This window comes from Chitinophaga sp. G7 BAM 1005, from assembly GCF_057126945.1.
Genome location: NZ_CP181478.1, coordinates 7522781 through 7549226 on the forward strand (window position 1 = coordinate 7522781; position 26446 = coordinate 7549226).

Annotated in this window: 26 protein-coding genes; 18 read left to right on the plus strand and 8 right to left on the minus strand. The window is 47.7% G+C overall.

Translation table 11 applies throughout. The features are described from left to right. The first annotated feature begins 28 nt into the window (after positions 1 to 28). Together ACMXI2_RS30530 and apaG are read left to right on the plus strand one after the other, a co-directional pair. Positions 29 to 307, plus strand: a complete 279-nt coding sequence (locus tag ACMXI2_RS30530; RefSeq protein ID WP_483779618.1) for a DUF4157 domain-containing protein — start codon at positions 29 to 31, stop codon at positions 305 to 307. 72 nt (positions 308 to 379) lie between these two features. Then, positions 380 to 766 carry a Co2+/Mg2+ efflux protein ApaG gene (gene apaG, locus ACMXI2_RS30535; RefSeq protein WP_079469727.1) on the plus strand — a complete coding sequence of 129 codons (387 nt, stop codon included), beginning with the start codon at positions 380 to 382 and terminating at the stop codon, positions 764 to 766. 32 nt (positions 767 to 798) lie between these two features. Here the strand turns inward: apaG and gldB are convergent, their stop codons facing one another. Then, positions 799 to 1833, minus strand: coding sequence for a gliding motility lipoprotein GldB (gene gldB / locus ACMXI2_RS30540; RefSeq protein WP_483779619.1), 1035 nt, complete (start codon positions 1831 to 1833; stop codon positions 799 to 801). A 73-nt stretch (positions 1834 to 1906) separates the two neighbouring features. Between gldB and ACMXI2_RS30545 the strand changes: the two genes are divergently transcribed. The 6 genes from ACMXI2_RS30545 (at position 1907) to ACMXI2_RS30570 (ending at position 8217) form a co-directional block, all read left to right on the plus strand. Continuing rightward, on the plus strand, positions 1907 to 2593 hold the full coding sequence (locus ACMXI2_RS30545) for a porin family protein (protein WP_483779620.1): 687 nt from the start codon (positions 1907 to 1909) through the stop codon (positions 2591 to 2593). Between the two features lie 31 nt (positions 2594 to 2624). Further along, positions 2625 to 4292, plus strand: coding sequence for an NAD+ synthase (locus tag ACMXI2_RS30550; protein WP_483779621.1), 1668 nt, complete (start codon positions 2625 to 2627; stop codon positions 4290 to 4292). Between the two features lie 38 nt (positions 4293 to 4330). Beyond that, positions 4331 to 5599 carry a serine--tRNA ligase gene (gene serS, locus ACMXI2_RS30555; RefSeq protein WP_111576975.1) on the plus strand — a complete coding sequence of 423 codons (1269 nt, stop codon included), beginning with the start codon at positions 4331 to 4333 and terminating at the stop codon, positions 5597 to 5599. A gap of 99 nt (positions 5600 to 5698) precedes the next feature. Next, a complete protein-coding gene (locus tag ACMXI2_RS30560; RefSeq protein WP_483779622.1) occupies positions 5699 to 6274 on the plus strand; it encodes an N-acetyltransferase family protein in 576 nt (191 codons plus the stop codon). Between the two features lie 105 nt (positions 6275 to 6379). After that, entirely contained in the window at positions 6380 to 7465 is a 1086-nt protein-coding gene (locus tag ACMXI2_RS30565) for a ThiF family adenylyltransferase (RefSeq protein ID WP_483779623.1), read from the plus strand. 2 nt (positions 7466 to 7467) lie between these two features. Further along, positions 7468 to 8217 (plus strand): sulfite exporter TauE/SafE family protein, encoded by a 750-nt coding sequence (locus ACMXI2_RS30570; protein ID WP_483779624.1) that lies wholly within the window; start codon positions 7468 to 7470, stop codon positions 8215 to 8217. A gap of 4 nt (positions 8218 to 8221) precedes the next feature. On the opposite strand, the gene moaA is transcribed toward ACMXI2_RS30570, so the two are convergent. Beyond that, positions 8222 to 9199 (minus strand): GTP 3',8-cyclase MoaA, encoded by a 978-nt coding sequence (gene moaA / locus ACMXI2_RS30575; RefSeq protein WP_483779625.1) that lies wholly within the window; start codon positions 9197 to 9199, stop codon positions 8222 to 8224. A 4-nt stretch (positions 9200 to 9203) separates the two neighbouring features. Further along, complete coding sequence (locus tag ACMXI2_RS30580; RefSeq protein ID WP_483779626.1) at positions 9204 to 9575, minus strand: DUF7009 family protein; 372 nt, start codon at positions 9573 to 9575, stop codon at positions 9204 to 9206. A gap of 77 nt (positions 9576 to 9652) precedes the next feature. Between ACMXI2_RS30580 and ACMXI2_RS30585 the strand changes: the two genes are divergently transcribed. Then, complete coding sequence (locus ACMXI2_RS30585; RefSeq protein ID WP_483779627.1) at positions 9653 to 9886, plus strand: MoaD/ThiS family protein; 234 nt, start codon at positions 9653 to 9655, stop codon at positions 9884 to 9886. A 29-nt stretch (positions 9887 to 9915) separates the two neighbouring features. Then, on the plus strand, positions 9916 to 10317 hold the full coding sequence (locus ACMXI2_RS30590; protein ID WP_483779628.1) for a molybdenum cofactor biosynthesis protein MoaE: 402 nt from the start codon (positions 9916 to 9918) through the stop codon (positions 10315 to 10317). A 31-nt stretch (positions 10318 to 10348) separates the two neighbouring features. Here ACMXI2_RS30590 and ACMXI2_RS30595 read toward each other — a convergent pair whose 3' ends face one another. Both ACMXI2_RS30595 and moaC read right to left on the minus strand, forming a co-directional pair. Next, on the minus strand, positions 10349 to 10948 hold the full coding sequence (locus ACMXI2_RS30595) for an NTP transferase domain-containing protein (protein ID WP_483779629.1): 600 nt from the start codon (positions 10946 to 10948) through the stop codon (positions 10349 to 10351). Then, a complete protein-coding gene (moaC, locus tag ACMXI2_RS30600; RefSeq protein WP_483779630.1) occupies positions 10932 to 11417 on the minus strand; it encodes a cyclic pyranopterin monophosphate synthase MoaC in 486 nt (161 codons plus the stop codon). The genes ACMXI2_RS30595 and moaC overlap by 17 nt, the downstream gene beginning before the upstream one ends. A 47-nt stretch (positions 11418 to 11464) precedes the next feature. On the opposite strand from moaC, the gene ACMXI2_RS30605 reads away from it, so the two are divergent. The 3 genes from ACMXI2_RS30605 to ACMXI2_RS30615 all read left to right on the plus strand — a co-directional run bounded on the left by ACMXI2_RS30605 (position 11465) and on the right by ACMXI2_RS30615 (position 15440). Continuing rightward, positions 11465 to 12673, plus strand: a complete 1209-nt coding sequence (locus tag ACMXI2_RS30605) for a molybdopterin molybdotransferase MoeA (protein ID WP_483779631.1) — start codon at positions 11465 to 11467, stop codon at positions 12671 to 12673. A gap of 88 nt (positions 12674 to 12761) precedes the next feature. Further along, positions 12762 to 14210, plus strand: coding sequence for a DUF1800 domain-containing protein (locus tag ACMXI2_RS30610; protein WP_483779632.1), 1449 nt, complete (start codon positions 12762 to 12764; stop codon positions 14208 to 14210). Positions 14211 to 14234: 24 nt separating this feature from the next. Then, positions 14235 to 15440, plus strand: a complete 1206-nt coding sequence (locus ACMXI2_RS30615) for a DUF1501 domain-containing protein (protein WP_483779633.1) — start codon at positions 14235 to 14237, stop codon at positions 15438 to 15440. 278 nt (positions 15441 to 15718) lie between these two features. Here ACMXI2_RS30615 and ACMXI2_RS30620 read toward each other — a convergent pair whose 3' ends face one another. From ACMXI2_RS30620 to ACMXI2_RS30630, 3 genes are all read right to left on the minus strand, one after another. After that, on the minus strand, positions 15719 to 16231 hold the full coding sequence (locus ACMXI2_RS30620; protein ID WP_483779634.1) for a hypothetical protein: 513 nt from the start codon (positions 16229 to 16231) through the stop codon (positions 15719 to 15721). Positions 16232 to 16357: 126 nt separating this feature from the next. After that, complete coding sequence (locus ACMXI2_RS30625; RefSeq protein ID WP_483779635.1) at positions 16358 to 18406, minus strand: OPT family oligopeptide transporter; 2049 nt, start codon at positions 18404 to 18406, stop codon at positions 16358 to 16360. Positions 18407 to 18519: 113 nt separating this feature from the next. Then, positions 18520 to 20226 carry a peptide MFS transporter gene (locus tag ACMXI2_RS30630; RefSeq protein ID WP_483779636.1) on the minus strand — a complete coding sequence of 569 codons (1707 nt, stop codon included), beginning with the start codon at positions 20224 to 20226 and terminating at the stop codon, positions 18520 to 18522. Positions 20227 to 20396: 170 nt separating this feature from the next. On the opposite strand from ACMXI2_RS30630, the gene purD reads away from it, so the two are divergent. The 5 genes from purD (at position 20397) to mrdA (ending at position 26446) form a co-directional block, all read left to right on the plus strand. Beyond that, a complete protein-coding gene (gene purD / locus ACMXI2_RS30635) occupies positions 20397 to 21674 on the plus strand; it encodes a phosphoribosylamine--glycine ligase (protein ID WP_483779637.1) in 1278 nt (425 codons plus the stop codon). A 274-nt stretch (positions 21675 to 21948) separates the two neighbouring features. Further along, complete coding sequence (locus tag ACMXI2_RS30640) at positions 21949 to 22971, plus strand: rod shape-determining protein (RefSeq protein WP_079469708.1); 1023 nt, start codon at positions 21949 to 21951, stop codon at positions 22969 to 22971. A 90-nt stretch (positions 22972 to 23061) separates the two neighbouring features. Beyond that, the gene (mreC, locus tag ACMXI2_RS30645) at positions 23062 to 23949 is read left to right on the plus strand and encodes a rod shape-determining protein MreC (protein WP_483779638.1); all 888 of its coding nucleotides are present in this window, start codon (positions 23062 to 23064) and stop codon (positions 23947 to 23949) included. Continuing rightward, the gene (locus ACMXI2_RS30650) at positions 23946 to 24455 is read left to right on the plus strand and encodes a rod shape-determining protein MreD (RefSeq protein WP_111576969.1); all 510 of its coding nucleotides are present in this window, start codon (positions 23946 to 23948) and stop codon (positions 24453 to 24455) included. Before mreC ends, ACMXI2_RS30650 begins: the two co-directional genes overlap by 4 nt. 53 nt (positions 24456 to 24508) lie before the next feature. Further along, on the plus strand, positions 24509 to 26446 hold the full coding sequence (gene mrdA / locus ACMXI2_RS30655) for a penicillin-binding protein 2 (protein ID WP_483779639.1): 1938 nt from the start codon (positions 24509 to 24511) through the stop codon (positions 26444 to 26446).

A 26446-nucleotide genomic window follows, 5' to 3' on the forward strand; every position in this document is an offset into this window, starting at 1 on the left:
CATACGTGAAAATTCATGGTTAGCCAAAATGGCCGCCCGCTTCATGCGGGTGCAGTCTGTAGCCGTGGTCCTGGGACGCACCATCCATTTGCATGGAGCGTCCCGGGAGCGCTTTTTAGCGGATATAGCCTGGATGCGGCATGAAGCTTGTCATATCAAACAATACCAGCATCTGGGCTTTTTTGGCTTTTTAGGGAGATATTTTTCTGAATACCTGCGGAGAGGTTACTATAACAGTGCTTTAGAGGTGGCTGCCAGGGCCTCAGAGGAAGATCCCGCTATACTGGATGATATCGAAATAGTCTAAAGAATCGTTAAAGTCAGAAATTTTCCAGCCAACGGTTTTATTTTTCTTATTTTTACGTTAAAGGTTGATTTTATGGTTAAGAAGGTAACAGAGGGCATCACCATCAGCGTGGAAACATTCTACCAGCCGGATTATTCAAATCCCATTGGAAGCGAATTCATGTTTGCTTACCGTATTACCATTGAGAACAACAACATTTTCCCGATCAAGCTGCTTCGCCGTCACTGGTACATTATTGATTCCAATGGCACACACCGTGAAGTAGAAGGAGAAGGTGTTGTGGGTGTTCAACCACTGCTGGCGCCGGGTGAAACTTATCAGTACGTCTCGGGATCCAATCTGCGGACTGAGATCGGTAAGATGTACGGTACTTATCAAATGGAAAACCAGCTGGACAAGAAAATACTGGAAGTAAAAATTCCTGAGTTCCAGATGGTCGTTCCTTTTAAACTGAATTAATTCCCGTTTTCGTTTAGCCTGTAATTCTCTTGTCAGGGCCTGTACTTCGAGGCTTTGAAGATCTCCGTCACTTCTTTTGACTCCAATAATTGCTGCAAGGTAACTTCCTTGTGTTCACTCATATACTTTTTTATGATCTGCCAGCCTACAAAATTGGCAATTTTACCAGGCGCTCCCTCGGGCATACCCTGTGTAGACGGACCATCGCCAATAAAATGATTGATCTGCTGCCAGTCGCTGGAATACACCAGGTTATTCTGTACAAAAAACTGCCAGATCATCCGCTCGTTTTCCCGGCACCAGTCCAGCTGGCTTTTCGTATATCCCAGCTTGATAGTATCCGGTGTTTCCGGCAATACCTTGTCCAGGAAATACTGTTGCTTGCCGGCTTCCATCATCTGTTCCAGCAGGTTACCGTTTTTACGTGCAGGGGGATACAGCTGTTGCTGGATTACCTGCATACAATTGGTGGTAATGTATTGAGGCGCAAAGCGGTGAACCATATAATCCGGGTAATCAGGGATCTGGGCATAGGGCGGAAAGTCTTCTCCCATATACATATCCAAACCAATCCCCAGGATGGAATCCACGGTGATAGCGCCATAGTTGGCGATACCGGAAATAAAAGTGACCACTTTCGGCGGACGGAAAGATGGGATATAATGTTTGATATACCGGAAGCTTTGTTCCAGTTCTGATTGCAGCGTTGAATTACTGCCGTATTTGGCGGATACTGCTTTTTCCAGCTGCCGGAAATCGGGCGTGGTTAAAAACAGGTGCAGTTGTTGCAGTACTGCTGCGTTGCTGTCGGAATACGCGCCCAGGTTAAGGATATCCGTAATGTACAGGGGCAGAAATACCGGGTATGCTTCATGCAGCTTTGCCAGTCCGGGTTGTATATTGTTGGTATCAATAGTGAACAGGGCGGAATCGAAACGCGACAAACTAACGTTCATGGCTATATGACTAACATCCGGTGCTTTATTACCGGAATTACAGGCTGCGGCGCCCAGCAGGGCCACCATGCAACTTATCAGCAGGGTATATTTATTAATGTAACTTTGCATCACTCTTAAAACTCATCTAAGGTAAAATTATTATTTACCTTGTATTATAAAAAATTAAGAATTAGCATCATCTATGAAGAAGATCATCTTTTTACTGGCGATAATAGCAGTAGCGAAAGCAGGAATGGCTCAATATGGCGGTAATTCTTTCAGGGATAAAGTGAAGCTTGGGTTTACGGTGAGCCCGATGGTTTCCATCCTGAAGCCACAGGAACCGGGGGTAAACAGGAATAGCGCCAAAGCCGGGCTGAACTTCGGTCTGATGGCCGATTTTAAGCTGAATGAACAAGGCACTTACGCATTTTCGTCGGGATTCCAGGTATTACTGGCAGGAAGTAAGCTGAAATATGATGCTGGTAAGGGTTTGAGCGATTATAAAGCCAATCCTGCTGAATATAATATGAAGCTTACCTATATAGAAATACCGCTGGCCTTGAAACTGAAAACCTCGCCGGATGAAGGTGGTATCGGTTTCTGGGGGCAGTTTGGTACCTACCTCGATTTCCCGATCACCGGCCGCGCAGATGTAGTGTCTATGGGGCAAACCTATGATAAGGTGAATATTTTACCGGAAATGAACCGCATCAACATCGGGATGTTATTGGGAGCAGGGATAGAATACCCGCTGGGCGCCAATCTTACGGGAATGGCCGGTATTACTTACCAGAACGGTTTTGTGGATGTAACCCGTAATGGCAAATGGGACGACGGAAGGGTAAATATGAATAGCTTTGCACTCCGGCTGGGTGTATTCTTTTAGTTCCCCGCTTTTTTAATTGAATATTTTTACCATGAATATTATACTGGCACAGCAGAATTATCATATTGGCAATTTTGAAAAGAATATAGCAAAGATCATTGATGGAATTAATGCGGCAAAGGCCCAGGGCGCAGACCTGGTGGTGTTTCCTGAATTATGCGTATGTGGTTATCCTCCACGCGACTTCCTCGAATTTGAAGATTTTATTAGACAATGCTATCACGCGATAGATGTTATAAAAACGCATACCAAAGATATCGCGGTACTGGTGGGCGGCCCTGCCCGTAATCCGCAAAGGGAAGGGAAAGACCTGTTTAATGCCGCCTGGTTTTTATATGAAGGCGAAGTAAAGCAGGTAGTACATAAAACCCTGCTGCCTACCTACGATGTGTTTGATGAGTACCGTTACTTTGAGCCGGCTTACGAATGGAATATCATTCCGTTTAAAGGAAAGAAGCTGGCAGTGACCATCTGTGAAGATATCTGGAACCTGGGAGATAATCCACTGTACCGCATCTGCCCGATGGATCAGCTGATTGCACAGGAACCGGATGTGATGATTAATCTCTCTGCATCTCCATTTGATTATGATCATGATGAAGACCGGAAAGAAATCATTCTCGCCAATGTATTGAAATACAAGATCCCGATGTATTACTGCAATGCCGTGGGTTCCCAGACGGAAATTGTGTTTGACGGCGGTTCCCTCATTTATGATGCGCAGGGTAACATTGCAAAGGAGCTTCCTTACTTTGAAGAGGCGATAGATGGTATAGAGCTGGAAAAGCTGATTGGCAGCCACTTGCCCCCGGTGAAACCTGCTGATTTTACGCCGCTCACCGAGCTGGTGTTTGACCATAATATTGATCGCATCTATGATGCCCTGGTGTTGGGTATCCGGGATTATTTTGGCAAGATGGGCTTTACAAAAGCCATCCTGGGATCTTCAGGCGGAATCGACAGCGCCGTTACACTGGCTATTGCCTGCGATGCGTTGGGTAAAGAAAATGTACGGGCTATCCTGATGCCTTCTCCCTACTCTACCAGTCACTCTGTAGATGATGCTGTGGCGCTGTCCAAAAACCTGGGTAACCCGCATGATATTATCCGCATCAACGACATTTACGAAACGTTCTTAGCCACGCTGGAGCCTTATTTCAAAGGATTACCATTTAATGTGGCGGAAGAAAATACGCAGTCCCGCATACGGGGTAACCTGCTGATGGGCTTATCCAACAAGTTTGGTTATATCCTGCTGAATACGTCTAACAAGAGTGAACTGTCTACCGGCTACGGTACTTTATATGGAGATATGGCAGGCGGATTGAGTGTTTTGGGAGATGTGTATAAGATGCAGGTATATTCACTGGCAAGATATATCAACCGGGAGAAAGAAATTATACCGGCGAATATTATTGATAAAGCGCCTTCTGCAGAGCTGCGGCCGGACCAGAAGGACAGCGACAGTTTGCCGGATTATGCCATTCTTGACAGGATACTTTATCAGTATATAGAGCGCCGTCAGGGACCGCGCGAAATAGTTGCTCAGGGCTTTGATGCCGCGTTGGTTTCGCGGGCCTTAAAGATGGTAAATACCAATGAATACAAGAGAAATCAATTCTGCCCTATTATACGGGTATCCTCCAAAGCCTTTGGTGTAGGCCGCAGAGTACCGATTGTAGGGAAGTACCTGAGTTAAGCTATTTTAATATATTTGCTAAAATTTGATCATACAACATGTTACAAGTACCGTTTATACGTCAAAATAAAGAGTTGGTATTGGAGCGCCTGGCATTTAAGAACTTCAAGGAGCTGGAAGTAGTGGAAGAAGTGCTGGCACTGGACGACAAGCGTAAGAAGTTAACCCTCGAATACGATGAAACACAGGCCCAGGTTAATAGTTTATCCAAAGAAATCGGTAAACTGATGGCCCAGGGGAAAAAGGAAGAAGGGGAAGCGCAACGTGCTGCCGTAGCGGCTTTGAAAGACCGCCTCGGCCCCGTAAATGAAGAACTGAATGCTACCGAAAAGGCACTGCAGGATGCCCTGGTAAAACTCCCGAACCTGCCCGCTGCAATGGTTCCTGCCGGCAAAACACCGGAAGAAAACGTGGAAATCCGCAAGGGTGGTAAAATTCCTGACCTGTATGCCGGCGCCGTTCCACACTGGGATCTTGCCAAACAGTACGACCTGATCGACTTTGAGCTGGGTAACAAAATTACCGGCAGCGGCTTTCCTGTTTTCAAAAACAGGGGCGCCCGCTTACAACGCGCCCTGATCCAGTATTTCCTGGATTACAATACCACCAACGGCTACACTGAATATGCGCCGCCTTACCTGGTAAATGAAGCATCTGCCTACGGTACCGGCCAGCTGCCGGATAAAGAAGGCCAGATGTATCATGCCACCGCGGATAACTACTATCTCATCCCTACTGCAGAAGTACCGGTGACCAATATTTACCGCGACGAGATCATAAAAGATACAGACCTGCCGGTGAAAATGACCGCGTATACGCCTTGCTTCCGCCGCGAAGCCGGTTCTTACGGTAAAGATGTACGTGGTTTGAACCGTGTTCACCAGTTTGATAAAGTAGAGATCGTACAGTTGGTACATCCCGATAAATCTTATGAAGCGCTGGATGAAATGGTAGCACACGTAGAAGCATTGCTGAACCAGCTGGAGCTGCCTTACCGCATTCTTCGTTTATGCGCCGGGGATATGGGCTTTACCTCCGCTATCACTTACGATTTTGAAGTGTACAGCGCTGCCCAGCAGAAATGGCTGGAAGTAAGCTCTGTGAGCAACTTTGAAGCTTACCAAACCAACCGCATGAAAATACGGTTCAAGGAAAACAACGGTAAGCCGCAGCTGCTGCACTCCCTGAACGGAAGCTCCCTGGCATTGCCGCGTATCCTGGCCTGCCTCCTGGAAAACAACCAGACCGTGGAAGGTATACAGATACCAACCGTGCTGCAGAGCTATTTCGGCAGCCACAAGATATAAGCACTATTACGGATAATCTTTAACGGATGACGGATTCGCAGGGAGATTGTAAACGGAATAATATCCGCTGACAGCTGCCTGAAATCCGTCATTCGTCGTTTGGAATTCGTAATTTCCACCCGGTATTCTATTATGAAACATTTCCTGCCCACGGGCGACGAACTCATCATTCGCCCTCCCGAACACAATGATGCAGCAGCCTTGCTGGCCAGCTTTCAGCGCCTGACCCGGGAAACGGATTACCTGCTCTTTACCCGCAGCGAATCAATGGAGCTGGATATTGCATCTGAAGAGGATTATATCCAGTCCTATACCGATAATCCCAATCAGCTCCTGCTGGTAGCTGTTGTAAGGGACCAGATCATTGGCTCTATCAACGTAAACCATACCGGTTTGCATAAAAAGGCGCATACCGCTGAAATAGGTATTGCCGTGGAAAAGCAATGGAATAATATGGGTATCGGCCGGCGCCTGCTCACCGCTATGTTGCGCTGGACAGAATCACGCGCTGCATTACGCATGATTTACCTGCATGTTTTTTCCACCAACGAAAAAGCCATGCAGTTATACCGCAATTTCGGTTTTATGGAATGTGGCCGCCTGCCCAATGGTATTATGCAGAAAAACGGCAATTATGTAGACCTGGTAACTATGTACCTGGATCTGAAACGCTGATACAACCCGCTACACCGCAGCTGCTGTACGGAATCCTTCTCCCCGAAAAAACACCCGTAAAAATTCTCCCGAATACGATTAATTTTAAGGTCTAAATGAAGCAGTATGGACAGATATGACAGGCAAACACGACTGGAAGGATTTGGCTCCGCAAAACAGGCATTACTGCAACAGGCGAAAGTGCTGGTAATTGGCGCCGGCGGCCTCGGCGTACCGGTGTTGCAATACCTCACTGCGATGGGGATCGGGAAAATAGGCATCGTGGAACATGATGTTGTTTCCATCACCAACCTGCAACGACAGGTACTGTATACCACTGCCGACCAGGGAAAATCTAAAGTAGAGCAGGCCGCAAAACGCCTGCAGCAGCTGAACCCGGAGGTAACCCACATTATACACGATACCTGGCTCACGACAGATAATGCACTGGCGCTTTTTTCTGAATACGATATAATTGTGGATGGCTCGGATAATTTCGGTACCCGCTACCTGGTGAATGATGCCTGTGTAATTACCGGCAAACCACTGGTATACGGCGCTATCTATAAATACGAGGGGCAACTGAGCGTATTTAATTACCAGGAAGGCGCTACCTACCGCTGTATTTTCCCGGAGGCGCCGGAAAGCGGTGAAATGCTGAACTGCAACGATATTGGCGTGCTGGGTGTTTTACCGGGTATTATCGGCTGTTATATGGCCAATGAAACGGTGAAAGTAATTACCGGTATCGGCACACCCTTGCGCAACCAGCTGATGACCATCGATACCCTGAACAATACCCATCTTACCTTTAATATCACCCCGGTAGCGGCTAACCGGCAAATCACTTCTTTGCAAACAAACTATCAGCAAACGGTTTGCGAACTGGAAGGGGTGCAATCTTTATCCGTACAGCAATTAAACGACTGGTTGCAGCGTGATACCCGTTTTATGCTGCTGGATGTGCGGGAAGATGATGAATGGGACATCTGCCATATTCCGCAATCTGTGCACATCCCGATGGGGCGTGTATTACAGCAGGTATCCGCTATTCCGGATGATGTGCCGGTAGCGGTGCTTTGTCATCATGGGATGCGAAGCCGCGCTGTGGCGCAGCGTTTAACGGAACTGGGCTTTAACAGGGTATACAATGTGGAAGGCGGTATTCATGCCTGGGCCAGTGCTATTGACAACCAGATGCAAACTTACTAACCGTGATCCCTGAACTTTGTATCCTCTTTTTTATTGTGGCGCTGGCCTACTCTGCTGCGGGTTTTGGCGGCGGCTCCAGCTACCTGGCTATTTTATCGTTGCCCTTTTGGGCAGTAGATTTTCAGCTGATGAAATCCACTGCTTTGTTGTGTAACGTAGCAGTGGTAACCGGCGGCGTTTATCATTTTTACAAGAGCGGCCATCTGCCGTTGAAAAAGGCGTGGCAGTTGTCGCTGGTGAGCGTGCCACTGGCTTTTGCGGGCAGTTATTTACCCATGAAGCAGGCTACTTTTTTCCTGTTGCTGGGATTGGCGCTTACGCTGGCGGCGGTGCTGATGTGTTACCGTTTGTTTTTTGAGAAGGAAGAGCCTATTATCCCTGCCAATAAAGGGAATGGTGTGGTATATGGGATTATTGGCGGCGGCATTGGGTTGCTTTCCGGTATGACGGGAATTGGCGGCGGCATCTATCTTTCGCCGGTGCTGCGTTTGGGCAAATATGATACCGCCAAGAACATTGCCGGGTTGAGTAGTTTTTTTATCCTGGTAAATTCTATTGCAGGTTTATGCGGTCAGGCGGCCAAGCATGCCATTGTGTTTGATGTGAAGTTTGCAGGACCTTTGCTGCTGGCGGTTATTGCCGGCGGGCAAATTGGTGCGCGGCTGAGTGCGAGGGTACTGAATCCCAGGTGGGTGGCGGGCGCTACGGCCTTGTTGATTTTGTATGCGGGTGTACAGATGTTGCTGAAGTGAGTTGTTAACCGCCTATCACCGACATACTTTCCATATTTTTTTCAGTATGATGCTGTTCTGCTTCGAAGCCGTTGGCAAAACGCGCGTGAATGGCTGATTGTATGGCTGGTAGCAGCAGATGTTGCTGCAACTCATCTCTCATCATCTCTTTTACATTTAAAACATCATTACCATACAAACATGTTTTCATACTACCGGTAGCGGATATACGAAGGCGGTTACAGGTGCCGCAAAAAGTACGGCTATAAGCGGGAATTACGCCTATATTGCCTTTGTGGCCGGGGATGTGATAGTTGAGAGAGGTGGAATGAGGCGCATCCGCTATTTTTTGCAGCGTATAGTTTTCTCCGATGGTGGACAGGATTTTATGATAGTTCCATACGATACCCGAAAACGTATGTCCCTGCCCGTTAAAGGGCATTTCTTCTATAAACCTTACGGACAGTGCGTTATCGCGTGTGAGTGCGGTGAACGCATTGAGCTCGTCGGTATTCACATTTTCCATTACTACTGCATTGATCTTCACCTGCATGTTGTGTTGCAGCAGGCTTTGCAGGGTATCCATAACAGCGGTGAACCGGTTGCGCCGGGTGATTTGCAGGAAGCGGCCGGCCTGCAGGGTATCCAGGCTCAGGTTAATATGCGTGATGCCCAGTTGTTGCAGTGCAGGGACATATGCCTGTGTTAGTACGCCGTTGGTAGTAATCGCTATTTCACGGATACCGGGAATGGCTTTTATTTTTTCCAGGAGGGTCATCAGGCCCGGCCGGAGGAAGGGTTCGCCACCGGTGATCCTTATTTTGGAAATGCCCGCTGCTGCGAGTATTTGCAGCAGCCGTAAAATTTCGTCGTCGGTAAGTAATGCTTTGCGCTGCACAAAATGCATATTTTCCGGCATGCAGTAGGTGCAGCGAAGATTGCACCGGTCTGTTACCGACAAGCGTACGTAGTCTATGATACGATGATGTGCATCAGTGAGCATTTTATCAGCAGTTTTTTCCCGCCATCGGATTATCGAATGCCTGGCTTTCGTCTTCATTTCTGTCTGTAAGACATTTAAAATCTTTTTCCACCAGGATAGTCACTTCAGAACCATCGGCGTTGGGCAGGATCAGTTCAAAACCTACCTGGTCGGGTGCGTACCAGGAGGCAAGACGGGGAAGGGGGAGCAGCAGGTGTACGCCATCGTGTTCCATCTTTATGATGGGATCGGAAATATCTTTTCCCCGGAGGCAGAAATGGAGGGTACCGGCGCCTATATGCGTAATTGATTCCACTTTCCCGGTTGTTTCCAGGAGTTCTATATCTGCTTTGTCCAGCCGATATCTTATACTGTTGCCTCTTAACCGTATTTTCATAAAATTGATTTTCTGCCGTATTAAAATTACTACTTTATCGGGGCTATATTGTAGTTTTAACCAACAATTTACAACGTATGGGCATATTATTGTTCGGAGCAGCGAAAGATATTGCTGGTGTGCCGGTACTGGACAAGCCGGAACATATTACAGATGTGGCCACCCTGAAAGCCTGGCTGTACGAGGTATATCCGTCGTTGCAGCAGCTCCGGTCCGTAATGATAGCGGTAAACCGGACCTATGCGGCTGATACACAGGAGATAAGCGGTGAGGACGAAATTGCAGTGATTCCGCCTGTGAGTGGAGGTTGAGTATAGTTTTTAGTTTTAGTATTTAAGAGATGGAAATATTAATAGATATTAAAGATACCATTACCGTGGAAGAAGCGCTGGCTTTCATCCAGGCGCCGGAATGTGGCGGGGAGGTGATTTTTGCCGGTACCGTGCGTAATCACACCAAACAGCGGCCGGTATTAAAATTATTTTACGAATGTTATGAGGCGATGGCTATTTCTGAAATGCAGAAAATAGCGGCGCAGGTAGCGGCAAAATGGGATGTACAGCGCCTGGCAATGCTACATGCCGTTGGGGATAAGTATCCCGGCGATCTTGCCGTGGTGATAGCAGTGGCCTCTGCTCACAGGGGTGTGGCCTTTGATGCCTGTGAATTTGCGATAGATACGCTCAAAGAAACAGTGCCTATCTGGAAAAAGGAATTTTTTGCAGATGGTGAAATTGTGTGATCCTGCAATGATTAAGTTTTAACCCCGGTACTTATTTCTCCAGGTCTTTCAATGCTTCTGCCTTTTCTTCGGGCGTGTTGGCATTAAATTGTTCTGCTGCATATGGATTTTTGAAAAGGGCAATGTCGTTGTTCAGCATGGTTTTCCGTGGACAGTTCTTCCCTGCGGTCACATTTTCCAGTAGTGCCTGTAAGCCGGTTGGTTCCCAGATGGCGATGAGCGGTTCCGGCAAATCATTCACGGGACTTACAAAAGTGGTGGCCGTTTTGGTGGCGTCACGTTGAGCAATCAGCAGCTCCAGGCTTTGTTTGCTGAGCAGGGGCAGGTCACAGGCGAGTACCAGCCAGGCCGTTTCCGGTTGCAGCGCGTGTGCGCTCAGCAGCCCGGCAGATGGCCCGCCAAAAGGCACCGAATCGGGTACCAGCCTGGGGTAGCCGGCAAAACGTTCCTGCTGATCTTCGCGGCAGGAAATATATACTTCCGGCAGCAGCGATTGCAGTAAAGTAACGAGGTATTGCCATTGGGGCATACCGTGATAGCTGATAATGCTTTTATCTTCCTGCATGCGGGTGCTGAAGCCGCCGCAGAGCACCAGTCCTTTTAGTGGCGCCTTATTACCGGTTATAGTCATGTTTGCCACCTGTTTTGCTGATGAGTTTTGTTTCCCGGATAATCATATCCTGGGTGAGCGCTTTACACATATCATAAATGGTAAGTGCCGCTACGCTGGCGCCGGTGAGGGCTTCCATTTCCACGCCTGTTTTACCGTTGGTTTTCACTGTGCAACGGATGATGGCTTCTTCTCCTTCCAGGTGAATTTGTACATCGCAACCGTCCAGCAGTAAGGTATGACAAAGCGGGATGAGTTCCGGTGTTTTTTTCGCGGCCATAATACCGGCGACGACAGCGGTTTGAAATACGCCACCTTTGCGGGTTTGGATATCCTGTCCGTGGAACTGGTCGCGTACCACCTGCGGGAGGTAAACACGGCTCTCGGCAACGGCTATACGATAAGTATCCAGTTTGCCACTGATATCCACCATTGCGGGCTGGCCGCTTTCGTTCAGATGTGAAAAAGCATTACTTGATTCATTGGACATAAAAGCATAAATTTAAACAAGTTCACTTTATACAAAAGTAATTCAAAATGATGTTGACTGTTGCTGCTGCATTTAAGGCTGTGATGCAAACTGTGCGGGATCTGGGTACTGAAACGGTACCATTTGAATCCGCTGCCGGCCGTATTTTGCGGGAGCCCATACTGGCCGACAGGCCCTTTCCGCCATTTGACCGTGTAACAATGGACGGTATCGCTGTTAATTACGACAGCTTTGCCCGGGGCCAGCATATTTTTGGCGTGGAAGACGTACAGGCTGCGGGTACGCCACAGCTGCAGCTTTCCAATACTGCCAACTGTATTGAAGTAATGACCGGCGCCATTTTGCCGGACATGACGGACACAGTTATTCAATATGAGCACCTCACTCCTTCGGAACATGAAGGGTTTCGCCGCTTTACTGTTCATGGCGCTGTAAAGAAGGGCCAAAATATTCATAGAAAAGGCTCGGATGTGGATACGGGGTCCGTATTGATAAAGCCCGGTACCCGCATAGGTGCGGCTGAAGCCGGTGTGCTGGCCACCGTGGGCCAAACCACGGTGGAGGTAAGCAAATTACCCCGCGTGGTGGTGATTGCTACCGGCGATGAACTGGTAGCGGTACATGAAACACCGGAACCCCACCAGGTGCGTATCTCCAACGTATACAGCCTGTTGGCATCACTGCGGGACCTGGGTATTCCTGCCCGTTATGTGCACCTGCCGGACGATGAAGCAGCCATGAAAGACCAGCTCCTGCCATTACTGGCCGAAACCGATATATGGATCAGCTCCGGCGCGGTAAGTGCCGGCATGTTCGATTACCTGCCTGCTGTACTGCAGCAGCTGGGCATGCAGCAGGTATTCCATAAAGTACAGCAGCGGCCCGGAAAGCCTTTCCTGTTCGGCACTTTCAAAGATGGCCCTATTGTGTTTGCCTTACCCGGCAACCCGGTATCGGGCTTTATGTGTTTTTACAGGTACATACAGGCCTGGATACAATCCGCTATGGGCGCAGCTTTGCCGGAGCCTTGCTATGCACAGCTATCGGAGAAAGTTATTTTTGATGCGGCGTTGGAATATTATTTGCCGGTAAAACTGCAATCACAACCTAATGGTATACTGGTGGCCATACCGCAGCCTTACCAGGGCTCCGGCGATCTGGCCAGTTTGCTTAAGGCGGATGCCTTTCTCACCCTGCCACTGGAAGAAAGTGTTTTTGAAAAAGGAAGCAGTTACCAGGTGTGGAAGTTCCGTTAACAACCGTTCCCGGTGATTATTTCTGTGATATGCCGGTGGTTGGTTAAACCCGTTCTGCATTTGACAGTCTCACTATAAATCAATGCTTATGGCTGAAGTTGCCCGTAAAATTCAGATGCAACATCTCGCCTGGCGCGCTGGCTTTGGAGAAACCCTCCCGGTGATCTCTCACTGGGAAAGCAAAAAGCGGGAGAAAATTGTGAATAAGATACTTATCGGCCCTGCAAGAGCGTCAGTTACTTCTGTAGATGTAGTAGCAGCAGATGATCTTCCGGATTACCGGAAGCAGAAAACAATGACACCGGAGGAAAAGAAAAGTGTGCGGCAGATGAATGACCAGGGCATTAAAGACCTGAATGTATCGTGGGTAAATGCGATGGTACAGAGTGAGCATCCCCTCCGCGAAAAAATGAGTCTTTTCTGGCATGGTCATTTTGCCTGCCGTACGCAAAACGTGTTATTTAATCAGCAGCTGCTATCGGTAGTGCGTGAAAATGCACTCGGCAATTTCGGAGATCTGCTCAGTGCAGTATCTAAAAGCCCGGCTATGCTGCAATTCCTTAATAATCAGCAGAACCGTAAACAACATCCCAATGAAAATTTTGCCCGCGAAGTGATGGAGCTTTTCACGATGGGAAGAGGCAACTATTCCGAACATGATGTGAAGGAAGCGGCAAGAGCCTTTACCGGATGGGGTTTTGATGAAACGGGCACTTTTGTTTTCCGGCAAAAACAACATGACGATGGTGTGAAAAATTTCCTCGGCAAACAGGGGAGTTTTAATGGAGATGATGTACTGAAAATACTTTTGGAGCAACGGCACACCGCCAGGTTCATTACCGCAAAAATATACCAGTACTTTGTGTCTGAAACCCCTGATGAAACGCGTATTACCGCGTTGTCGGAAAAGTTTTACCAATCGGGTTACAACATCAAATCACTGATGCGGGAAATATTTATGGCCGACTGGTTTTACAGTCCGGATATCATCGGCAACCGGATAAAATCGCCCGTGGAGTTGCTTGCGGGTATCCGCAGAACTATTCCTATGACTTTTGAAAAGGAAGAAGTGATGTTGTTGTTTCAGCGGGTATTGGGTCAGTTGCTTTTTTATCCGCCCAATGTAGCCGGCTGGCCCGGCGGGCGGAACTGGATCGACAGCTCCAGCCTGATGTTCCGGTTGCGCGTGCCACAGGTGATATTATATTCCCAGGCGTTTAATGTAAAGCCTAAAGAGCTAACGCCTGAAATGGGCGAAGGAGCTAACTATAAAATGACGCTGCAGATCAATGATTTTCTGAAGCGGCAATTCGCAAAAAAAGTAAATGCAAATGTGAACTGGGATCCTTACGTGGCCGGCTTCGAAAAGATACCGAGAGAGAAACTGGCAGATGAAATTGCCGGCGTTTTATTGCAGCAGCCGGGCAATATAAGCCGCCAGCTGCTGGAAAAATATGCTGATAGCAGCAGCCGGGAAAACTATATAAAAACGGTAACGATTGATGTGATGAGTACACCGGAATATCAATTGTGTTAACCACTAACCGCTAAAAGTTATGCTATGCTGATTCTCAACAGGCGTCGTTTTTTACAGGTAGGTTCACTGGCTTCTGCAGCGGTGATGATGCCAAAGTTCCTGAAAGCACTGGAAAGAGGGCATCTCGCGCCTCCAGGCAACAAAGTGCTGGTGATCATCCAGTTATCCGGTGGTAATGATGGATTGAATACTATTATTCCTTATCGTAACGACATTTACTACAAGGCGCGCCCGGCGCTGGGTATAAAAAGAGAAGCGGCCCTTTCCCTGAATGATGACCTGGGGATACACCCGGCGCTGAAAGGATTAAAGGCCCTGTATGATAACGGTGCGCTGGGCATCCTGAATAATGTAGGTTATCCTAACCCGGATCGCTCGCACTTCCGCTCTATGGATATCTGGCACTCTGCGAGCCAGTCGAACGAGTACTGGTCTGATGGCTGGATAGGCCGTTACCTCGATGCGCAATGCAAGGGTTGTGATAAACCCACACAGGCGCTGGAAATAGATGATACCCTAAGCCTGGCCCTGAAAGGCGACAGCGATAAAGGGCTTGCAATGACAGACCCGGCAAGGCTTTACGGTACCAGTAATGATAAATATTTTGCGGAACTTTTAAAGCAGCATACCGGCGGTAACGAACATCACAATAATGCGGATTACCTGTATAAAACGATGGGTGAAACCATTTCTTCCGCAGCCTATATCCAGCAACAGTTTAAAACATATAAATCTTCCGCCCCCTATCCCAATACAGAACTGGGAAGGAACCTGCGAACCATTGCCAACCTGGTAATGTCGGATATCAATACCAAAGTATATTATGTGTCGCATGGCAGCTTTGATACCCATGTAAACCAGCAGGACCAACAGGCCCGCCTGTTTGGTCAGCTAAGTGATGCGTTAACGGTATTTACAGATGATCTGAAGGCAAATCATCGCTTTGAGGATGTGGTAGTGATGACTTTCTCTGAATTTGGAAGAAGGGTGAGCCAGAATGCCAGTGGAGGTACCGATCATGGTACCGCGAATAATATGTTCCTGGTAGGTGGGGGATTAAAGCAACAAGGGCTTATCAACGATGGTCCGGACCTGCTTAACCTGAAAGATGGGGACCTGCAATACCAGGTTGACTTTAAAAGCGTGTATGCTACCCTGTTAGCTAACTGGCTGGGTGCTGATGACAAGGCGGTGCTGAAGGCGGGGTACCCGCATTTGTCTTTTGTGTAGCGCAGGGAGCGCCTTCGGCGCTTTTAAATTGTCTTGGAGCAGGATTACGCTGATTAACCGTGATTACGCTGATTTGATAGTGTTTTGATTATAACTGATTAAGGGAGATATAAGCGGATATATTCGCTTTTATCTCCCTTAATCAGTTATAAAAATCCTAAATATTAAATCAAAAAAATCATTAAAATCAAAGCATAATCAAAATCAGCGTAATCACGGTTAATCAGCGTAATCCTGCTCCAAGACAATTTAAAATCGCCGAAGGCGATCCCTCCGCTCTACTGGCCCTGCTGGCTGATGAGCGCTCTGAAAGCCCCGTCTTTAGTAACGCGCGACCCGCCAGCACCGGAGGCATCTTTCAATGTTCCGGAAAAAGTTCCTTCTACTGTGAGGTTATCTATACTGGTAATAGTAATTTTAAAATCAGTGCTTCCTGCTGAAGTAAGGTTGGTGTAGTAAGTGCTGTTCAAAGCGATCAGTAAGCCGTTTCCTTTCTGGGTAGCGGGATACACGCCTGGTTTAAAGGGCATGGATGCTGTGGCTAAGTTAAAGGTGATCACATCTCCGTTACGGCTCTGGCCGGTGATTTCCATAGTGGGATAATCATTATCCGGGTTTTCGTCCGTAAGATTTGGCAGCGTGATAGTGCCTTTGGGGTTTTCCGAAAGATAAACGCTGTCGTCCAGCTTCAATGAAATAAATCTGCGTTGGCGGCTATCGTCTTTATCCTTGCCGCAGGATGTGCCCAGTAAAACAATGGCGCTGAGCATTGCGGTAACTAATATGCGCATAGGTTATATTATAATCAGTTTTAATTAATCAGCGACTAAATTAAACATTTAAAAATAAAAACGGATGCCGGTAATGGATTGTTACACCCCGTTACCGGCATCGGTAATCATCTTGAAAAGTTGAATCTAGGCTTTGCGGGCGGTGCGGTACAGGTACCAGCCCATAAACGCAAAAAAGGCGCATCCTATTATATAGTATCCACCCTGCCCGAGGATATTTGTAAGCAGCTGTTGATTATTGAGTTTGGCAAGAATGACAGCCGACCAGTCGAAACCCGCGAGGATAGCGATAATTACGCCGGCTACCGCACCACCGGCCACGAGACCTGTGGCAAACAGGTTGCCTTTACCGAGTTCCTCTTCTTCCGGAGATATTTTTTTATTGGTTTTCTTTTGTTGGTGATCAACCACACCACGGATAGCGCCACCAACGAAGATGGGCAATGTAGTGGATAATGGAAGATAGGCGCCTACTGCGAAAGAGAGCGAGTTAACGCCGCACAGTTCCATTGTTACAGAGAGGAATACTCCTACCAGTACAAATTGCCAGTCGAGGTTAAAGGAAAGAATTCCCTTTGCCAGTGTAGCCATGAGGGTACCCTGCGGGGCAGGATAGTATGCGCTGCCGATTGCATGTTCAGTAACACCGTGCGCAATCATATCTGCCGTAGGCTTATCCAGGAACTTCACTGTTAAACCTATTACCACAGAGGAAACAATGGCGCCAATGAATAATGCTATTTGCTGGTACATAGGCGTGGCGCCTACGATGTAACCCGATTTGAGATCCTGTGAAGTGCCGCCGGCATTGGCTGCTGCGATACAGATCATACCGCCTACTACCAGGGCCATTGGCTCATATAGTTTGCCGGTCCAGCCTACGGCGATAAACACCAAGCAGGTGCCCATAAGTGTGGCGATGGTCATACCGGAAATAGGATTGTTGGAAGAGCCGATGAGACCCACAATGCGGCTGGATACTGTAACGAAGAATGCGCCGAAAACTACTACAAGCAAACCTACCAGTAATTTTTTACCGATAGAATCGCCCGGAAGCTGTGGTAAGAAAGCCATCAGCAGGATGAGGGCAATACTGCCGAACAGCACTACTTTCAGGCTAAGATCTCTTTCTGTTCTTGGTACATTTCCTTTTGCGTCTGTATTGCCGGAGCCATCTTTAATGGCGCCTATACTTCCTTTGAAAGAAGAGATGATAGTGGGAATGGTTTTCAGCAGGGTGATGAAACCGCCTGCTGCTACGGCGCCTGCGCCGATTTGCCTTACATACGCATAATAAACGGCGGAAGAATAATCGGAGAAAGTATGCGTGAGCGGATCCCAGTTTCCCTGCCCGCCCGGTGTTTGCAGGTTAGCGAGGTAGCCTATTTTCACCAGTTGCGTGGCAATCACATCTGCAGGCAGCAATGATGCGAGCAGCGGGATAAGTGCCAGCCACGACAGCACGCCGCCGGCCACCAGCACACCTGCAATGCGTGGACCAATGATATAACCCACACCCATATACTCCGGGGTAATATCGGCGCTGATTTTGGCGGAAGGGAAAAATTTGCTGGCCTGTTTGGTCATGTATTCCGGTGTTTCGGCGATAACATGCAGGATCTTTTGAAAGATGGCATAAGCAAAAGCAAAGCCCAGTCCGTAGAAGGCGGTTTTGGCAAAGTCGCCGCCTTTCTCCCCTGCTATCAGTACATCGCCGCAGGCGGTGCCTTCAGGATAAGGCAGGGTTTTATGTTCTTTGACGATCAGTGATTTTCTTAGCGGGATCATCATCAGGGTACCGAGGATACCGCCGAAGATGGCCAGTATGAGGATGGTGAAGTAGTTAAAGAACTGTGTACCGCCGCCATCGCTGAGGAACAGGAATCCCGGCAGCGTGAATACCACACCTGCAGCAATGGATTCGCCGGCAGACCCGGTAGTTTGGATAATGTTGTTTTCCAGGATGGTGGTTTTGAAGAATTTTCTTCCTAAGGTAATAGCGATAACGGCAATAGGAATAGATGCAGAAACGGTAAGACCTGCTTTCAATGCGAGATATACGGTAGCCGCGCCGAAGATGATGCCAAATACACAGCCCAGTAAAATGGATTTCAGCGTAAACTCTTTCATTTGTACGCCGGGTAAAACAAAGGGTTTGAAGTTGTTGTCAGACATAAGACGGTTTATGGATTACAGGTAGAGATGTTATAAGGAATGAATTTACTTTTAAAAAAGGAAAGGAGGAAAGTTATCAGCTTTCCTCCTTTCCTTTTTATAATAAGGGCGACTTACCTAACACCGTGCATCCATTTTTTCAGGAAGCTGGTAGACAGGAACAGCAATACGGCTGCGGCGCCTGGCAGGATTACAAACACCATGAAAAACTCATAGAGGTTGTGGATGGTGAAGCCTGCGAAAGTTGGGTAATGTGTAGCCAGTTTAAGTTCCTGTAATTTATCCATTTGCTGTGCGGTAGCGGTGATGGTGCCATCGAGGATTGCTTTCAGGTCGATACCGTTATCAGTAGCGAGTTTATATTTATCCAGCGTTGGTGGCAGCAGGGCGCCGAGGGTACCGGCAAGTGCGTAACCGGCAGCATTGGCGAGGAACCATACGCCCATGAGCAGGGACGAGAAACGGTGAGGCGCCAGTTTGGATACCAGCGACAAACCTATCGGAGATAAGCACAGTTCGCCGAGGGTATGGAAGAGGTACATCAGGATCAACCAGCTTACGCCCAGTTTCTCGTTAGGTCCGAGATTTTTCATCTGTATAGCGATGATAAAGAATCCGAGCGCCAGCAATGCCAGTCCGAGTGATTGTTTCATCGGGGAGATGGGCTCCAGGTTGCGTTGCTGTAATTTGAGCCATAACCAGCTGAAAGGCAATGCGAATACGATGATGAAGATAGAGTTGGCGTTTTGAACGAAGGAAGGAGGCATATCCCAGCCGAAGAGGCGGCGATCTGTCTGGTAGTCAGCTACAAAGGTAAGGGAGGAACCGGCTTGTTCAAAGCAGGCCCAGAAGAAGATAACGAAGAAGGCCACGAAATAGATAACGGTGATCTGTTGTCTTTCTATTTTGGTAATAGATTTATCGGTTAGGATCAGTACAGCGAGGCTGATACCGGCGGCATATATAAAAGGATACACCCATGATTTGATCGGGTTGGGATCGAGCGACAGGTAGTGGATACTAAAAAAGAGGGCTACCATTAATACCAGTACGCCAACGATAGCGCCGGTAGTAAATTTGGCTTTATCGGCTTCACCGGTTATGGAGGAAGGTTTGGAGAAATCCGGTTTACCGCCAATGGCTTCACCGTTTGGTTTTACCACGTATTTATCTTTCAGGAAGAAGAACAGGATCGTTCCTGTGAACATGGCTATGCTGGCGGCGAGGAAACCCCATTTAAAGGCGCTGACCATTCTCACACCGTCTACTTTTACGTCACCGAGAATCGGGCAGATGAGCATACCGAGAAAGGCGCCCATATTGATACCCATATAAAAGATGGTGAAGGCAGAATCGAGTCGGCCGTCGTTTTTCGGATACAGCTGGCCCACCATAGAGGAGATGTTGGGTTTAAAGAAGCCGTTACCGAAGATGATGATGAAGAGGGCGAGCCAAACGATGGTTTTGGCCGTTTCCACGTTGGAGGCATAGAGGGTGGCGCTGAGGACCATGAGGAGCTGGCCAACGCCCATTATAAAACCGCCTAATATGATACAGTTCCTGTTACCGAGGTATCTGTCGGAGATGTATCCTCCCAGCATGGGGGTGAGGTAACATAAGCCGAGAAAGCCGCCGTAAATGATAGAGGAGTCTGCTTCGGAGAAAGCCAGTGCATTTACCAGGAAGAGCGTGAGTAACGCCCGCATGCCATAAAAGTTAAACCGTTCCCACATTTCCGTGGCAAATAATACTGAGAGCCCTTTAGGGTGGCCCTTCTCAGAGGCAATAGGGAACTCCTGTGCAACAGTAGTTTGCATCATAAATTGGTTAGTTTTAGCAATAGTTGTTTTAGATTTCGTGAACCTTTAAATGTGGCAAGTTAAATAAAATCGTTAATCTGCGTAAAAAAATGGTATAAATGCTCATTTTTTGCGGTTTTTTGATCTTTCTTTGCACTTTCTTTCGCATCTGCATTTATTAGGCAATTCATATGAACATACTATTACTTGGAAGTGGTGGCCGGGAACACGCACTGGCCCTTAAAATGTCACAAAGCACCCTTTGCGGTCAACTGTTTATAGCACCGGGTAATGCCGGTACCGCTCAATGCGGAACGAACGTTAACATGGGTGTCAGTGAATTTGATAAGATAAAGACCTTTTGCCTGGATAACGCGATCGACCTGGTATTGCCCGGATCTGAAGAGGCCCTGGTAAACGGGATCTATGATTTTTTTCAGAAAGATGCATTGTTACAGCATATCCCGGTACTGGGACCCTCGCAGGAGGGCGCCCAGCTGGAGGGCAGTAAGGCTTATGCCAAGCTGTTTATGCAGCGGAACAACATTCCTACTGCTGCTTACCGGGAATTCAGTGAAGAGAATTATGAAGAAGGGCTGGCTTATCTTCAGCAGCACTCCTTACCAATTGTGTTAAAGGCCGATGGATTGGCGGCAGGTAAAGGCGTGGTGATAGCGGCTTCTTATGAAGAGGCGGCAGCGGAATTTGAGCAGATGATCAAATCGGCCAAGTTTGGCGATGCCGGCAAAACGGTGGTAGTGGAGCAGTTCCTGACAGGTATTGAGTTGTCTGTATTTGCAATCACGGATGGTCATACCTATAAAATATTACCGGAAGCAAAGGATTATAAAAGGATCGGAGAAGGCGACCTGGGGCTGAATACCGGCGGTATGGGAGCGGTGTCGCCGGTGCCGTTTGCCGATGCTGCTTTTATGAAAAAAGTAGAGGATGAAGTGATCCGGCCCACGATAGCAGGGCTTTCCAAAGAAGGTATTGTATATCATGGTTTTGTGTTTTTTGGCCTGATTAATGTAGAAGGTTCGCCTTTTGTAATTGAATATAACTGCCGTATGGGCGATCCGGAAACGGAAGTTGTGATGCCACGTTTGAAGAATGATGCGTTGGAACTGTTTACTGCAGTAATGACCGGCAAACTGAGCGAGCAAACCATTTACGCTGATGAGCGTGCAGCTGCTACGGTGATGCTGGTATCAAAAGGATATCCTGAAGCATACGAAAAGAATAAGGTGATCAAGGGAATTCCGGCGCCTACCCGCGACCAGGTTGTATTTCATGCCGGTACCCGGCAGGAAGGCAACGAGGTGCTGACCAACGGCGGCCGGGTATTGAGCATTACTTCACTGGCGTCTGACCTGTCGATGGCACTGGCTCATTCCGTACAAACAGCAGAGAAGATTGCGTTTGACGGTAAGGTATACCGTAGAGATATCGGGTACGAATTTGTTTAGACGTTAGCCGGGGTTAATTTACAGTAGGGAGGACTGGTACAGGACAATTGAAAAGCGGGACTTGTAAAGGCACAATTTTAGGCAGCAGGAACAATTAAAACGGGGTTATCCCGTTCATCTGGTCAGAGCATAAAGAGAGCAGTTACTATGCCGTTTGTACAACAAACAACTTTTTTTAATATTTAGCTGTATTATTGCAAGAATATCCATTTTTTGCATCGTATATTCGTTGGAATTATTCATTTTTGCATTCTAATTTTTGACCGTATCAACAATGGGATTTTTTAATTTTTTAACGCAGGAAATCGCGATTGATCTTGGTACAGCGAACACGCTGATAATTCATAATGACCAGGTGGTAGTGGACGAGCCTTCCATTGTAGCGATAGAACGGGCTAGTGGCAAAATTGTGGCAGTTGGAAAGAAGGCCATGATGATGCACGAAAAAACACACGAATATCTTCGTACTATACGTCCCCTGAAAGATGGCGTGATAGCGGATTTTAATGCCGCTGAAGGAATGCTCAGGGAACTCATAAAAATGGTTTACCCCAAAAAGCCCTTGTTTGCACCAAGCTGGCGAATGGTGATCTGCATTCCTTCCAGCATTACGGAAGTGGAAAAGAGAGCTGTACGCGACTCTGCAGAACAGGCCGGCGCGAAGGAAGTATACCTGTTGCACGAGCCAATGGCAGCTGCCCTGGGTATCGGCATTGATGTAGAGGAGCCGGTAGGTAATATGATCATTGACATAGGCGGTGGTACTACCGGTATTTCGGTAATTGCACTGGCTGGTATTGTTTGCGACCAGAGTATCCGTATTGCCGGCGACGAGTTCACTGCGGATATCATGGAAGCCCTGCGCCGGTATCATAGTCTCCTGATCGGTGAAAGAACTGCCGAACAGATTAAGATCCATATCGGATCGGCCCTGAAAGAACTGGATAACCCGCCGGATGATATTCCTGTTAACGGACGGGATCTGGTAACCGGTATCCCCAAGCAAATCATGGTATCTTACCAGGAAATTGCGGAAGCCCTTGATAAATCTATCTTTAAAATCGAAGAAGCCATCCTCAAAGCGCTGGAAACAACGCCTCCTGAGCTGGCCTCAGATATTTACCGCAGGGGTTTATACCTGACCGGTGGCGGTGCATTGCTGCGCGGACTGGATAAACGTCTTACCCAAAAAATTAAACTGCCAGTGCATGTAGCAGACGATCCGTTACGCGCAGTGGTAAGAGGTACAGGTATTGCCTTAAAGCATGTAGGTAAGTATCCGTTCCTGATGCAATAAAACTATTTGTGATCCGGATATTTTGTTATTCACCTATTGGAAGGAACGGCAGGGTATCCGGATAACCAAATCCTAAAATAGTGCGCGCTTGTGCGAAATCTAATCATTTTCTTTAGGCGATATTTTAACTTCTTCTTATTTCTGCTGCTGGAAGTGATTTGTATGGTATTGGTATTCCAGCATAACAACTTTCAGCGAGCCGCCTACCTTAGTTCCGCAAATGACATCAGCGGTAAATTATATGACAAGTATAATAATGTACAGTATTACTTTCACCTGAAGTCGACCAACGACAGCCTGGTGAATGAAAACATGCGCCTGCACAATATGCTCCGTATCAGCTTCGACAGCATGGTAACCACCAACGGGATCAAAATTGATACCGTCCGCCAGTACAGCGATGATACGGCACACCGGATCATTGGCACACAGATCCGCCGGTACGAGTACTTCTCCGCCAAAGTGATCAACAACTCCATCAATAAACCCGTTAACTATATTACTATTCACCGCGGCAGCCTGCAGGGTATCCGTCCTAATATGGGCGTTATCAGCAGCAGCGGCGTGGTAGGCGTGGTGAGAAGCGTGAGCGACAACTACTCCGTAGTACTGTCCATGCTTTCTAAATCCAATTCCGTATCCATCAGCGCCCGCCTGGGCCAGGGAAAGGAAATGGGCTCCGTACACTGGGACGGTGAAGACGCCGGTTATGCCCTGCTGAAAGACGTGCCCAAAAGTGCCAAGATACATAAAGGTGATACCGTGGTGACCAGCGGCTTTTCTGCCCTGTTCCCTGAAAATATTCCGATCGGCTACGTAGAAAGCATTGCCGTAGGAGACAAAGCCAGCACCTCGTTTACTATCCGGTTGAAATTGGCTACCAATTTCTTTAACCTGCAATATGTGTATGTGATAGAAAACCTGTTGAAAGAAGAACAACAACGATTGGAAGATTCAACGTATAAGTTGATTAAATGAGTATACTGTTAAGAAATATAATCCGCTTCGTGCTCCTGCTGTTGATTCAGGTGTTTGTGCTCAATGAAATATTGTTGCACCAGCTGGTGAGCCCCTATCTTTATATGCTGTTTATCCTCGCGCTGCCTTTTAATCTGCCACGCCCGGGGCTGATGCTCCTGGGACTGCTGATGGGGCTTTCACTGGATATGTTTATGAATACCCCGGGTATGCATGCAGCTGCCTGTGTATTCATTGCTTATCTGCGTCCGTTTATAATCAATATCCTATCGCCCCAGGGAGGTTTTGAAACTACCCAGAAAACGCCTTCGATGACCAGTATGGGCGTGTCTCAGTTTCTCATCTATGCCGCTATCCTGGTATTCCTGCACCATGCACTTTTCTTTACACTGGAAGTATTTGGTATGGGCAACCCGTTGTACCTGGTGATGAAGATCGTTTTTTCAACACTGGCCAGTCTTTTCCTGATTGTGCTGTATGAATTGCTGTTCTTCTCGAAAAAATAGTTTCTGCTTTTTAACGTAGGTTTGTAACTTAAAATAATTCCGTCCTTAATAGCATGTCAGTATTCAATCAGCCCAGGAAGAGAGTAATACAGATGATTATACTTGGGATGGTAATACTGATCATCACCAGGTTATTCTTTCTGCAGGTAGTGGAAAAGAAGTACGCCAAGCTGGCGGATGCCAATGCCGTGCTTCGTAAAGTTATTTATCCAAGCCGGGGTATCATCTACGACCGGCAGAACCGCAGCATCCTCGGCAACGACGTATTATACGACCTCGTGGTAACTCCTGCCAGCGTAAAAAGTATCGATACCGGCTATCTCTGTAATATTCTAAAAATAGATAAGGAAGAATTCAGGAAACGGATCGTTACCGCCATTATCAAAAACGGCCGGGTAAGACAATCAGTTTTTGCCCCCCTGCTGGCGCCGGAAGTATTCGGGCAGCTACAGGAAAGCATGTACCTTTTCCAGCCGGGCTTTGAACTGGTTCCCCGGCAAATCCGCTCCTACCCTTATTCGGCTGCAGCTAATATCCTCGGGTATATTGCGGAAATATCCCCCGCCATGTTAAAGGACACAGGTAATTATGCCTCCTATAACTCCGGCGACTATCTGGGATTCACCGGTCTGGAAAAGACCTATGAAACCGTATTGATGGGACAACGCGGCATACAATACCTGATTAAAGATAACCTGAACAGGCCACAGGGAGCTTACGAAAACGGGGAGTTTGACAGTGCGGCAGTAGCAGGCCGGAACCTGCGGCTTTCCCTGGATATTGAATTACAGGTACTCGGCGAGAAATTAATGAAAGGCAAATCAGGCAGCATTGTGGCCATCGATCCGCAAACAGGCGGCATCCTGGCAATGGTAAGCGGTCCGAGCTTCGATCCCAACCTGCTTACAGGCCCGTACCGGAGCGCCAACTTCAGTAAACTTTATACGGATACTACCAAACCACTGTTTAACCGTGCCATCCAGGCAACTTATCCGCCGGGCTCCACGTTTAAACCGATGATTGCACTGGTAGGACTGGATGAAGGCGTAATTACGCCCAGCTTCGGATACCCCTGTAGCGGCGCTTACTACGGCTGTTCAAGACCTATCAAATGCGAACACCACGACGCCGGTCACGCGGCTAACCTCCGCCTGGCTTTATCGCATTCCTGTAACTCCTATTTTTCGCATGTATACCGTTTGAGTGTGGATGCGGCTAAATTTGGCGGTATCAAGGTAGGCGGTATGCAGAAGTGGGCCGACTATATGAACAACTTCGGCTTTGGGCATAAGATAGGGGTAGATATTCCCAGTGAAGGACGTGGACTGGTACCCGATAAAAAATACTATGATGCCCGGTACAAAGGCAGTTGGAACTCCTGTACTTCGGTGTTCCTGGGAATTGGTCAGGGTGAGTTGCTGTTAACACCGCTGCAAATGGCCAATGCTATGTGTATTGTGGCCAACCGCGGCTCCTACTATATTCCGCACTTTGTAGCGAGCATTGATAACGATAACACGCATCTCCTCGATAAATACAAACAAAAACACGAGGTAGCGCATATCTCTGATACCGCCTACAGCGCTGTTATTCATGGTATGACAGATGTGGTGGAAAGTGGTACCGGGCGTATTGCGCAGATTGAAGGTATCAGCGTTGGTGGTAAAACCGGTACAGCAGAAAACTATGGTATTGTAAACGGCGTAAGAACCAAACTGAAGAACCACGCGGTATTTGTGGCCTTTGCCCCTGCTGAAAAAGCACGTATAGCCATTGCCGTGATTGTGGAAAACTCCGGTTTTGGTGCGAAGTATGCAGCGCCTATTGCCAGTTTGATGATGGAGAAATACCTGAAAGACAGTATCTCCACCAAACGTCAGCCGCTGTTGAAAACAGTGATGGAAACAGTAACAATAGATCAGGCCATGCTGGTTAAATCGCATTTGGATTCATTGAATCAGAATGCGGTTATTAAGAAGAACAAGCCTTAA

Coding starts and splice junctions, on each gene's coding strand:
- ACMXI2_RS30615 (WP_483779633.1), top strand. CDS start 14,235: ATGCTGATTCTCAACAGGCGTCGTTTTTTACAGGTAGGTTCACTGGCT.
- ACMXI2_RS30545 (WP_483779620.1), top strand. CDS start 1,907: ATGAAGAAGATCATCTTTTTACTGGCGATAATAGCAGTAGCGAAAGCA.
- ACMXI2_RS30550 (WP_483779621.1), top strand. CDS start 2,625: ATGAATATTATACTGGCACAGCAGAATTATCATATTGGCAATTTTGAA.
- mrdA (WP_483779639.1), top strand. CDS start 24,509: ATGTCAGTATTCAATCAGCCCAGGAAGAGAGTAATACAGATGATTATA.
- ACMXI2_RS30630 (WP_483779636.1), bottom strand. CDS start 20,226: ATGATGCAAACTACTGTTGCACAGGAGTTCCCTATTGCCTCTGAGAAG.
- gldB (WP_483779619.1), bottom strand. CDS start 1,833: ATGCAAAGTTACATTAATAAATATACCCTGCTGATAAGTTGCATGGTG.
- ACMXI2_RS30610 (WP_483779632.1), top strand. CDS start 12,762: ATGGCTGAAGTTGCCCGTAAAATTCAGATGCAACATCTCGCCTGGCGC.
- apaG (WP_079469727.1), top strand. CDS start 380: ATGGTTAAGAAGGTAACAGAGGGCATCACCATCAGCGTGGAAACATTC.
- moaA (WP_483779625.1), bottom strand. CDS start 9,199: ATGCTCACTGATGCACATCATCGTATCATAGACTACGTACGCTTGTCG.
- ACMXI2_RS30585 (WP_483779627.1), top strand. CDS start 9,653: ATGGGCATATTATTGTTCGGAGCAGCGAAAGATATTGCTGGTGTGCCG.
- ACMXI2_RS30650 (WP_111576969.1), top strand. CDS start 23,946: ATGAGTATACTGTTAAGAAATATAATCCGCTTCGTGCTCCTGCTGTTG.
- purD (WP_483779637.1), top strand. CDS start 20,397: ATGAACATACTATTACTTGGAAGTGGTGGCCGGGAACACGCACTGGCC.
- ACMXI2_RS30605 (WP_483779631.1), top strand. CDS start 11,465: ATGATGTTGACTGTTGCTGCTGCATTTAAGGCTGTGATGCAAACTGTG.
- ACMXI2_RS30620 (WP_483779634.1), bottom strand. CDS start 16,231: ATGCGCATATTAGTTACCGCAATGCTCAGCGCCATTGTTTTACTGGGC.
- ACMXI2_RS30565 (WP_483779623.1), top strand. CDS start 6,380: ATGGACAGATATGACAGGCAAACACGACTGGAAGGATTTGGCTCCGCA.
- ACMXI2_RS30530 (WP_483779618.1), top strand. CDS start 29: ATGGCCGCCCGCTTCATGCGGGTGCAGTCTGTAGCCGTGGTCCTGGGA.
- moaC (WP_483779630.1), bottom strand. CDS start 11,417: ATGTCCAATGAATCAAGTAATGCTTTTTCACATCTGAACGAAAGCGGC.
- ACMXI2_RS30595 (WP_483779629.1), bottom strand. CDS start 10,948: ATGACTATAACCGGTAATAAGGCGCCACTAAAAGGACTGGTGCTCTGC.
- ACMXI2_RS30640 (WP_079469708.1), top strand. CDS start 21,949: ATGGGATTTTTTAATTTTTTAACGCAGGAAATCGCGATTGATCTTGGT.
- ACMXI2_RS30580 (WP_483779626.1), bottom strand. CDS start 9,575: ATGAAAATACGGTTAAGAGGCAACAGTATAAGATATCGGCTGGACAAA.
- serS (WP_111576975.1), top strand. CDS start 4,331: ATGTTACAAGTACCGTTTATACGTCAAAATAAAGAGTTGGTATTGGAG.
- ACMXI2_RS30625 (WP_483779635.1), bottom strand. CDS start 18,406: ATGTCTGACAACAACTTCAAACCCTTTGTTTTACCCGGCGTACAAATG.
- ACMXI2_RS30590 (WP_483779628.1), top strand. CDS start 9,916: ATGGAAATATTAATAGATATTAAAGATACCATTACCGTGGAAGAAGCG.